General features: G+C 56.9%; 11 protein-coding genes. 8 read left to right on the plus strand and 3 right to left on the minus strand.

All coding sequences use genetic code 11. The features are described from left to right. Nucleotides 1-109 precede the first annotated feature (109 nt). The 8 genes from fliE (at nt 110) to MYY08_RS04310 (ending at nt 7,339) form a co-directional block, all read left to right on the plus strand. Nucleotides 110-442, plus strand: a complete 333-nt coding sequence (gene fliE / locus MYY08_RS04275) for a flagellar hook-basal body complex protein FliE (RefSeq protein WP_190296319.1) — start codon at nt 110-112, stop codon at nt 440-442. Nucleotides 443-620: 178 nt separating this feature from the next. Beyond that, nucleotides 621-1,499 (plus strand): CheR family methyltransferase, encoded by an 879-nt coding sequence (locus MYY08_RS04280; RefSeq protein ID WP_288013414.1) that lies wholly within the window; start codon nt 621-623, stop codon nt 1,497-1,499. Continuing rightward, on the plus strand, nt 1,499-2,551 hold the full coding sequence (locus MYY08_RS04285; RefSeq protein ID WP_190296834.1) for a protein-glutamate methylesterase/protein-glutamine glutaminase: 1,053 nt from the start codon (nt 1,499-1,501) through the stop codon (nt 2,549-2,551). The genes MYY08_RS04280 and MYY08_RS04285 overlap by 1 nt, the downstream gene beginning before the upstream one ends. 58 nt (nt 2,552-2,609) lie before the next feature. Continuing rightward, nucleotides 2,610-2,999, plus strand: coding sequence for a chemotaxis response regulator CheY (gene cheY / locus MYY08_RS04290; RefSeq protein ID WP_084971430.1), 390 nt, complete (start codon nt 2,610-2,612; stop codon nt 2,997-2,999). 4 nt (nt 3,000-3,003) lie between these two features. Next, on the plus strand, nt 3,004-3,654 hold the full coding sequence (cheZ, locus tag MYY08_RS04295; RefSeq protein ID WP_288013421.1) for a protein phosphatase CheZ: 651 nt from the start codon (nt 3,004-3,006) through the stop codon (nt 3,652-3,654). A 24-nt stretch (nt 3,655-3,678) separates the two neighbouring features. After that, nucleotides 3,679-4,824 carry a flagellar biosynthesis protein FlhB gene (flhB, locus tag MYY08_RS04300; RefSeq protein ID WP_190296318.1) on the plus strand — a complete coding sequence of 382 codons (1,146 nt, stop codon included), beginning with the start codon at nt 3,679-3,681 and terminating at the stop codon, nt 4,822-4,824. Continuing rightward, nucleotides 4,824-6,932, plus strand: a complete 2,109-nt coding sequence (gene flhA / locus MYY08_RS04305) for a flagellar biosynthesis protein FlhA (protein WP_288013426.1) — start codon at nt 4,824-4,826, stop codon at nt 6,930-6,932. The genes flhB and flhA overlap by 1 nt, the downstream gene beginning before the upstream one ends. Beyond that, nucleotides 6,929-7,339, plus strand: a complete 411-nt coding sequence (locus MYY08_RS04310) for a flagellar protein FlhE (protein ID WP_244947400.1) — start codon at nt 6,929-6,931, stop codon at nt 7,337-7,339. Before flhA ends, MYY08_RS04310 begins: the two co-directional genes overlap by 4 nt. Nucleotides 7,340-7,413: 74 nt before the next feature. Here the strand turns inward: MYY08_RS04310 and MYY08_RS04315 are convergent, their stop codons facing one another. From MYY08_RS04315 to fliD, 3 genes are read right to left on the minus strand one after another with little or no spacing between them, the layout of a single operon-like run. Beyond that, the gene (locus tag MYY08_RS04315; RefSeq protein ID WP_084971156.1) at nt 7,414-7,752 is read right to left on the minus strand and encodes a flagellar protein FliT; all 339 of its coding nucleotides are present in this window, start codon (nt 7,750-7,752) and stop codon (nt 7,414-7,416) included. Nucleotides 7,753-7,765: 13 nt separating this feature from the next. Then, complete coding sequence (gene fliS, locus MYY08_RS04320) at nt 7,766-8,152, minus strand: flagellar export chaperone FliS (RefSeq protein WP_084971158.1); 387 nt, start codon at nt 8,150-8,152, stop codon at nt 7,766-7,768. Nucleotides 8,153-8,211: 59 nt separating this feature from the next. Further along, nucleotides 8,212-9,684 (minus strand): flagellar filament capping protein FliD, encoded by a 1,473-nt coding sequence (fliD, locus tag MYY08_RS04325; RefSeq protein WP_288013434.1) that lies wholly within the window; start codon nt 9,682-9,684, stop codon nt 8,212-8,214. Nucleotides 9,685-9,878 lie beyond the last annotated feature (194 nt).

Below are 9,878 nucleotides of genomic sequence, written 5' to 3' on the forward strand. Positions count from 1 at the left end.
ATTCCACGCTGATGGCGTCATGTTATTCTTTCTATTAATTACAGGTTAATAAAAGGAAAAAATCTGAAGCTGCATTGACGCGCATCAGGTTATTTCATAAGGGAATGCTATGTCGATTCAATCTACGGGCGTTCTGGAACAAATACAGTTTCAGGCGAAGCAAATTGCGGAATCAGGTCAGCGCCTGTCCATTCGGGATACACAAAAAAACGACACCGATGTTTCCTTCTCCAGCCTTTTACTTAACGGCCTTAACAATATTAACCAATTACAAACCAATGCGAAAAGTCAGGCGGAGAATTATCTCTCCGGCACGCCGGGCATTGGTCTGAATGATGTGATGGTTTCAATGCAGAAATCTTCCGTCGCGTTAAATCTGGGCGTTCAGGTGCGCAATAAATTAGTCAGCGCTTACCAGGAAATAATGAATATGTCCGTTTAAAGGCGGGCCGACGCGGTGTTGGCGGCCTGGCGAACGATTATTTCGCCATCGACTCACCGCCAGGTCGCCGATCGCCCCTCTTGCCCTGATGACGGGTCTGCCGCACGCCCATTCTGCTGCGAATCAACGGCGCAGAACAGGCAGCCCGGCTGAAGCGCACCTGCCAACGCAGAGACGCATGATGTATCAGCAAAACGCGATAAGTGAAATCAGTAATTTGAACAGTACAAATGTAAATAAACAGAATGGATTCGTTCTGACCGAGGCGGAATTAGAAAAAATCAGCGCGTTAATTTACCACCGGGCGGGCATCGTGCTGAGTCACCAGAAACGCGACATGGTTTATAACCGTCTCGCCCGGCGCGTGCGCCATCTGGGGCTGAAAACCTTTACCGCCTATCTGAATCTGCTGGAGTCAGACCCTGTCAGCCCTGAGTGGCAGCAGTTTATTAACGCTCTGACGACGAATCTGACCTCGTTTTTCCGGGAAGCCTATCACTTTCCCGTGCTGGCCGAGCATGCCCGCGCGCGCCAGAACAACTACACCGTCTGGTGTACCGCCGCGTCGACCGGCGAGGAGCCGTGCTCTATCGCCATCACGCTGAATGACGTGCTGGGGCCGAGCGTAGGCGGGCCGCGTATTTGGGCGACGGATATCGATACCGAAGTGCTGGCCAAAGCAGAGAAAGGCATCTACCGGCACGATGATATCAGCGCGCTGACGCTGGAGCAGAAGCGCGCCTGGTTTCTGCGCGGCACCGGCGCGCAGCGGGACCAGGTGAAAGCGAAGCCCTCTTTGCTCAACTCGATTCACTATCAGCAGTTGAATTTACTGGCGCCGGAATGGCGCGTACCTGCGCCTTTCGATGCGATTTTTTGCCGCAACGTGATGATCTATTTTGACCAGCGCACGCAGCACCAGATCTTGCGGCGCTTTGCGAAAATGCTGAAGCCGGGCGGTCTGCTGTTTGTCGGACACTCCGAAAATTTTAGCAATATGAACGGGCCGTTTCGCCTGCGCGGTCAGTCAGTTTACAGCCTGACCCAGGATAAATAATGAATAAAATCAAGGTACTTTGCGTAGATGATTCTGCGTTAATACGCAGCATCATGACGAATATCGTCGATCAACAGCCGGATATGGAAATGGTGGCAACGGCCCCGGATCCGCTGATCGCTCGTGATTTGATTAAACGCTTTTCACCCGATGTGCTGACGCTGGATGTGGAAATGCCGCGCATGGACGGGCTGGATTTCCTTGAACGCCTGATGCGCCTGCGTCCGATGCCGGTGATTATGGTTTCCTCCCTGACGCAGAAAGGGTCGGAGATTACTCTGAACGCGCTGGAGCTGGGGGCAATCGATTTCGTCACCAAACCGGAAATGGGCCTGCGCGAGGGCATGCTGCAATACAGCGAGCTGATTGCCGAGAAGATCCGTATGGCGTCGCGGGTGCGCAATTTTCCGCGTCATACCGCGACCGCGGCGCCGGTCGCCCACGTCAGCAAAGGTCCGCTGGTCGGCAGTGAAAAAATTATCGCTATCGGCGCCTCGACCGGCGGCACCGAAGCGCTGCGTCAGGTGCTGACCGCGATGCCGCTGAACTGTCCGGGCATTGTGATTACCCAGCATATGCCCGCCGGGTTTACCCGATCTTTTGCCGATCGTCTGAACAAGATCTGCCAGATCGCCGTAAAAGAGGCGGAGGACGGCGATCGCGTATTGCCGGGACACGCCTATATCGCGCCGGGCGGCCGTCATCTTGAGCTGGCGCGCAGCGGCGCCAACTACCACGCGCAGCTGAACGATCTGCCGCCGGTTAACCGCCACTGCCCTTCCGTCGACCTGCTGTTTCACTCGGTAGCGAAATCCGCCGGCAAAAATGCGGTGGGCGCCATTCTGACCGGCATGGGGCACGACGGCGCCCAGGGACTGCTGGCGATGCGTAAAGCGGGCGCACGCACGCTGGCGCAAAGCGAAAAAACTTGCGTGGTGTACGGCATGCCGCGCGAAGCGGTGGCGATTGACGGCGTGGATGAAATCGTCGATCTCGATCAGATGTGCCAGCGCATTCTGAGTAATGTCGTCGGCCAGGCGCGGCGCATCTGACGCTGCCTCTCTCTTACCGAAGCTGTTATTTCACTTTCAATACGGACTGATAATCAAAATGGCAGACAAAAACTTACGTTTTCTGGTGGTAGATGATTTCGCAACGATGCGCCGTATTGTGCGCAATCTTTTAAAAGATCTCGGCTACCACAACGTGGAAGAAGCGGAGGACGGCAGCGACGCGCTGGCCAAATTGCAGGCCGCGCCGGTCGATTTCGTTATCAGCGACTGGAATATGCCCAATATGGACGGCCTGCAGCTGCTGAATGAGATCCGTAAAGATGAACGCTTCAGCACCCTTCCCGTGTTGATGGTGACCGCGGAAGCGAAGAAAGAAAATATCATTGCGGCAGCGCAGGCGGGCGCCAGCGGCTACGTTGTGAAGCCTTTTACCGCCGCCACGCTGGAAGAGAAGCTAAGTAAGATTTTCGAAAAACTGGGATGGTAAACGCATGGACGCAGAGTCAACAAACGCACAGTCAGCCGATAACCTGAAGGTTATCTTTTCGCAAATTGGACAACTGGCGCGCCAGCTGCGCGTCAGCCTGAATAATCTGAGTCTCGACCGCGCCATTATGGACGTGGCGGAGGCGATACCGGACGCGCGCGATCGCCTGAGCTACGTAGTGGATAAAACCTCGCACGCCGCCGACCGCGTGCTGACCTGCGTGGAGGCGGCGCGGCCGTTGCAGGACGAGCTGAACGCCAACGCCACTAAGCTGGCGGAACGCTGGGACGAATGGTTCGCCGAACCGGTCGAGCTTCCCATCGCCCGCGAGCTGGTGAACGACACGCGCCAGTTCCTGAAACAGACGCCCGATATCACGCAGCAGACCAATCAGCAGCTGATGGAAATCATGATGGCGCAGGATTTCCAGGATCTGACCGGCCAGGTGATCAAAAAGATGATGGATCTGATCGCCGAGATCGAACATGGCCTGATCCAGGTGCTGGTGGAAAATATGCCGGAGAAACCGATCGCCGCCGCCGCCGACGACGATCGCGACAGCCTGAAAAACGGCCCGCAGCTGGATCACACCAAAGCGGGCGTAGTGGCCTCTCAGGACCAGGTTGACGACCTGCTGGAGAGCCTCGGCTTTTAATCAAAGCACAGGGGATCGGCGCCGATGTCAGAAGAGAGCGATGTAGAAAAGACCGAAGACCCCACGCCTTACCGGCGAGAGAAGGCGCGTAAAGAGGGGCAGATCCCTCGTTCTAAAGAGCTGACATCGGTGCTCATGCTGCTGGTCGGCTGGTCGCTGATGCTGGCCGGCGGACACGATCTGTTGCGGCACCTGACTGAACTGCTGCATGACGGCCTGACCTTCGATTCCCTGCTGGCGCAGGACAGCACGCTGCTGTTTTATCAGCTGCGCCATCTGGGCGGCAAAGCCGCGCGCGCGCTGATGCTGCTGCTGCCCGGACTGTTTCTGACCGCCATCACCACGCCGATGCTGCTGGGCGGTCTGCACCTCGGCGGCAAATCGCTGAAGCTCGATTTAAAACGCCTTTCCCCCGTTTCCGGCTTTAAGCGGCTCTTTTCTGCACAGGTGGTTTCCGAGCTGCTTAAAGGCCTGCTGAAGGTGACCCTGGTGGGCTGCGTGTGCAGCCTCTATCTCTTCGTGCACAGGCAGGAATTCATTCATCTGGTGAACCAGCCGCTGTATGAGGCGCTGAGCAATTTTGCCCGCCTGATTATGGGCTGTCTGCTGATGGTGATTCTGGCGTTGATTCCGATGGTGGGTTACGACGTCTTCTGGCAAATCTTCAGCAATCTGAAGAAGCTGCGCATGAGCCGCCAGGAGATCCGCGACGAGCATAAGCAGCATGAAGGCGACCCGCATATTAAGGCGCGCATCCGGCAGTTGCAGCGCGCGGCGGCCAGCCGCCGCATGATGGCGGAGCTGCCGAACGCCGACGTGATTATCAACAACCCCACGCACTATTCCGTGGCGTTGCGTTACAAAGAGGGCGCGATGTCCGCGCCGATTTTACTGGCTAAAGGCGCAGGCGAGACCGCGTTGCGCATCCGTGCGGTCGGCGAGCAGCACAATATTCCGATGCTGCAGGCGCCGCCGCTGGCGCGCGCGCTTTATCGCCACTGCGAGCTGAACGCGCCGATCCCTGCCGCCCTGTACGGCGCGGTGGCGGAAGTGCTCGCCTGGGTTTACAGCCTGCGCCGCTGGCGTCACGCAGGCGGCCTGCGTCCCAAAAAACCTGTCAACCTTCCGGTGCCCGCCGCGCTGGATTTTAATCCTGAGAGTCAAGAGTAATGTCTAATTTCGCCAGCAAACTACGCCTGCCGCAGATGAAAGATACGCAGTGGCAGATTCTGGCCGGGCCAGTATTGATTATGCTGATTCTGGCCATGATGGTGCTGCCGCTGCCTGCGTTTTTACTGGATCTGCTGTTCACCTTTAATATCGTGCTGTCGCTGATGATATTGATGGTGGCGATGTTCACCCAAAAAACGCTAGAGTTTTCCGCCTTTCCCACCGTGCTGCTGTTTTCCACGCTGCTGCGCCTGGCGCTGAATATCGCTTCGACGCGCGTCATTCTGCTGGAAGGTCATACCGGCGCCAATGCGGCAGGCCAGGTAGTGGAAGCGTTCGGCCACTTTCTGGTGGGCGGCAACTTCGCTATCGGCATCGTGGTGTTCGCTATCCTGATAATCATCAACTTTATGGTCATCACCAAAGGCGCCGGGCGTATCGCTGAAGTGGGCGCGCGCTTTGTGCTGGACGGCATGCCGGGCAAACAGATGGCGATCGATGCCGACCTTAACGCCGGGCTGATTGGCGAAGAGGAGGCGAAACGCCGCCGTAACGAGGTGACGCAGGAGTCCGACTTTTACGGTTCGATGGACGGCGCCAGTAAATTTGTGCGCGGTGACGCCATCGCCGGCCTGCTGATTATGGCGATCAACATTATCGGCGGCCTGATGATCGGTATGCTCCAGCACGATATGTCGTTTGCCCAGGCGGGCGAAACCTACACGCTGCTGACCATCGGCGACGGTCTGGTGGCGCAAATCCCGGCGCTGATTATCTCCACCGCCGCTGGCGTGATCGTAACGCGCGTTTCCACCGAACAGGATGTCGGCGAGCAGATGGTAAGCCAGCTGCTGAATAATCCGCGCGTGATGCTGCTGGCGGCGGGCGTGATCGGGTTGCTCGGCATTATTCCCGGCATGCCGAACCTGGTGTTCCTGCTGTTTACCGCCGCCCTGCTCGGCGCAGCCTGGTGGCTGCGCGGCCGCGAGATGCAGGCCGCCGCCCTCGGCAGCCCGGTGAAGGGCAAGGCCGACCGCGACGCGGCGAAAGCTAAAGCGGAAGCGGCGCAGGCGGCGGAAGCCTCCTGGTCTGACGTTCAGCTGGAGGATGTGCTGGGGTTGGAGGTGGGCTATCGCCTGATCCCGCTGGTCGACAGCGCGCAGGATGGTCAGCTGCTGGCGCGTATTCGCGGCATTCGCAAAAAATTCGCGCAGGATATGGGTTTCCTGCCGCCGCCGGTGCATATCCGCGACAACCTCGATCTGGCGCCCGGCGACTACCGCATTCTGCTGAAAGGGGTTGAGATTGGGCGCGGCGAGATTCAACCGGAGCGCTGGATGGCGATCGATCCGGGCTGCGCCGAAAGGGAACTGCCGGGCCAGCCCTGCCAGGAACCCGCTTTCGGCCTGCCGGCGATCTGGATTGACGATGTGCTGCGCGAACAGGCGTCGATTCAGGGCTATACCGTGGTCGATCCCAGCTCGGTCGTCGCGACGCATCTGAATCACCTGATTAGCCTGCATACCGATGAGCTGTTCAGCCGTCAGGAAACGCAGCAGCTGCTGGATCAGGTCAGCAAAGAGATGCCGAAGCTGGTGGAGGATTTTATTCCTGGGGTCGTCTCGCTCACCACTTTCCATAAGGTCTTGCAGAATCTGCTGGCGGAGCGAGTTTCTATCCGCGATATGCGCACCATTATCGATACGCTGGCGGAGTTCGCGCCCGCGCAGAGCGACGCCGACGAGCTGACAGCTCAGGTGCGCATTCGACTTGGGCGCGCCATTACCCAGCAGTGGTTCCAGAATAAACCGGAGATTCAGGTAATCGGCCTTGATGTCGATCTGGAGCGGCTGCTGATCCAGGCGATTCAGAACGGCAGTGCCATCGAGCCGGGCATTGCGGAAAACCTCATCGCGCAAACGGAAAAAGCGATTCAGCGGCAGGAGGCGTTCGATGCGCCGCCGGTGCTGCTGGTGAACCAACCGCTGAGGCTGATGCTCTCCCGCTTCCTGCGCCGCGTTTTTCCGCAGCTGGCGGTGCTTTCCAACCTGGAGCTGAACCACAGCCGCACCGTGCGCATGACGTATGTTATTGGGGGGCAATCGTGAAAAGCGTCATGCTTACCGCCGCATTGTTCATCGGCGCCCCGGCGGGCGCGCTGGCGGCGCACGGCGCCTGGAGCGGCAAGGTCGCCGGCCCGCAGCTTAGCGTGGGCAAGCAGAGCTATGTCGGGCCGCCGCTGCGCGCCGCCGCGCCGCTGCCGCAAAACGCTGTTATCAGCCATATCAACTGGCGCGTCACGCTGCTTTCTCCCGCGCCGCCGGGGTTGGAGATCAAGCTGTGCAGCGTCAGCGCCTGCATCACGCTGGATCGGCTGGCGGGCCAGCGGGCAGCGCCGCTGCCCTTCGCACCAGGCGAGGCGTTGCGTTTTCTCTATGCGGTAAATGCGTATGGGCAGCTAAGACCACCGGTGCAGGTGGTCAGCAGCCAGGTAACGGTGAACTATCGCTGGTGAGAAGCGCTCAGACAAAGCGCTGCCAACGCATCGGAGAATAAAATACGTGCTGGGTGGTTAATAACAGATCGCGGTTACTGAAACGGCGATATAACCTGATTAGTGTAAGCCTGGCTGCACTTTTTTCCGTGGCTTAACGACGTAATGCCTTTTCTCAGGGTATCGAGACGGGCTTCAAGCGCGCGATTAATTTCCGCTTCATTATTTTGCAACGCCATTAACAGGCTGCCAATTTCCATCTTTTCTTCTTCAGAAAGCGTTTCCGGGATCTGTTCCAGCGCGGCGCCTAAGGTCACAACGTAATTTTCCGCCAGCGTGACAAAATCATCCCATTCTCCCTGCCTGGCCATCAGCAACATCGTCTGATTTATTTGATAAATGGCGGCGTAGTCTTTATTAATCAACTTATTCATAACATGCCCGTGTTTAACGTGATTCGATTTCTTTCCATGTTTCAGCGATATTCATTAATATCTCATCAACATGGGCCAACGATGAGGGATCGTTATTTAAATTCGCCTGTAACAGCGTGCGCGACATATAGCTGTAAAGCGCTTCCAGATCGCGTGCGATTTCCCCACCTTTTTCGTGATCCAGCGCCGACCGCAGCCCGTTATCAATAATATTAATCGCTTTTGAGATCATTTCACCACGTTTGGCGATATTGCCGTTTTCAAAATAGAGCCGCGCGCGAACAATGGCGCTGTGGGCACCTTCAAAAAGCATGGTAATCAGCTGATGCGGCGTGGCGCCGGCCAGCCTGCTGTGAAGATCGACCTGTGCGTAGGCGCGGGTTCCCTGTTTTGCGTACATAATGGTCTCCATAAAAACGGGCAGGAAACCGCGCCTGCCCGTTGCGGCGGTTAAGTTGATTACAGCGTGGACAATACCGCAGTGAGCTGGTTGCTCATGTTGTTAAGCTGCGACATGGTGCTGTCCAGGTTCTGGAACTGGATGCGATAGCGCTCCACCTGCGCGTCGATCAGCTTCTGCGTTTTGTCTATCTGCTCTTTGACCAGCTTGACCTGCTCGTCCAGCGTGTCGGTCATCCCTTTAATGACGCCGTCTTTTTTGTTCTCTTTATCGCCGACGTATTTGGTGATGATGTCGTTCAGCCCGGTCGCCAGGCCTTCTTTCTCGCCGTTGCCCTTGAACAGCGCGCCGATCTGCTCCGGGTAATCGGCGATCGCCTTATCCAGCTTTTCCGTATCCAGCGTCATCTGGCCAGTGGCCGCATCGATGGAGATGCCCAACGAACTCAGCGCGCTTACATTGACGTCTTTATCGCCGTATACGCCGTTAACCACTGAACGCAGCTCGCCTACCAGGCCGCGCAGGGTACCGTCGCCCATCAGCGCGCCGTTCTCCGAGCTGGGTTTAGCGACATCGTCGTCCGCTAAGCCGGAGGTATCGCTCGGAACAAATTTGCTGGCGGATGAGGTTTGCGACAGCAGCGCGTTGTACTGCTTAACAAACTCTTGCAGCGTGGTTTTAATGGCGGAGGTATCTACGTTCAGCGTCAACTGCTCAGCCTTGCCCTCTTCAGATACCCCCGTCAGGTTCAGGGTAACGCCGGCAATGATATCGGTAATGCTGTTGCTGGAGCGGGTATAGCTAATGCCGTCCACGATCAGTTGAGCATCCTGCGCTTCCGCGACGGAGAACATGCGGTCATTCTCGGCGATAGTCTTGTTCTCGTCATCCGGGTCAGGACGCTGTCCGCCTTCGGACGTGTTCAGGATATCGCCCAGTGCATCATCACCGGTCACCTGCACCGACATTTGCCCTTCGGTGCCGGCGGTGCGGGAGCTTAATACCAGCTGATAACCATCATCGGAGCGCTGCACCGAGGCGCGGACGCCGCCATCCTGCTTATTGATCGCTTTCGCTATCTGGTCCAGCGAGGTCTCATCATCCGCCAGCGACACCGTGATCTCTTTACCGTTGGCCTGGGTGATGGTGATGGTGCGCGTCCCGCCGGTTTTATCGCCCAGGTTTTCCTCTGAGCTGGTATATCCCTTCGTTTTCAGCTTGTGGGAGACGGCCAGCTGTTTCACGGTGACGCTGTGGGAATCGGCAGCGGCCTCAGAGGTCGCCGTGGCTTTAAAGGCTTTGTTGTCGCTGACGGTGAGGGTGTTAAAGGCTTCGCCGCTCAGCTTTTTTACGCTGGTTTGCAGGCTGGAAAGCGCGCTGGAAATTTTCCCCCACGCGGAAATTTTGTTTTCGTAGCTGCTTTTTAACGTGGTATAGGGGTTCAGGCGGGTTTGCTCCGCCGCCCTCATCTGCTCCAGCATCGCTGCCGTATCCAGCCCGGAACCGATGCCAAGGGAAGATAGAGTTGCCATATTATGCTCCTTTCAGGATTTTATTTTGTGACCTGGTCTCTTTTAGCTATCGGTATAAACGGCGCAAAGATAAATCTTTCTTTATTAGCAAATTTCAAATCGGCAGTATTCACCCATTTTTTTAACGATTCAATGAGACAGGATTAACATCGATTTACACAATGGTAAATATTCTGTTCTGCGTGTAGATAATC

It is taken from the genome of Mixta sp., from assembly GCF_024610815.1.
In the GTDB taxonomy this organism is placed as follows: Bacteria; Pseudomonadota; Gammaproteobacteria; order Enterobacterales; family Enterobacteriaceae; genus Mixta; species Mixta calida.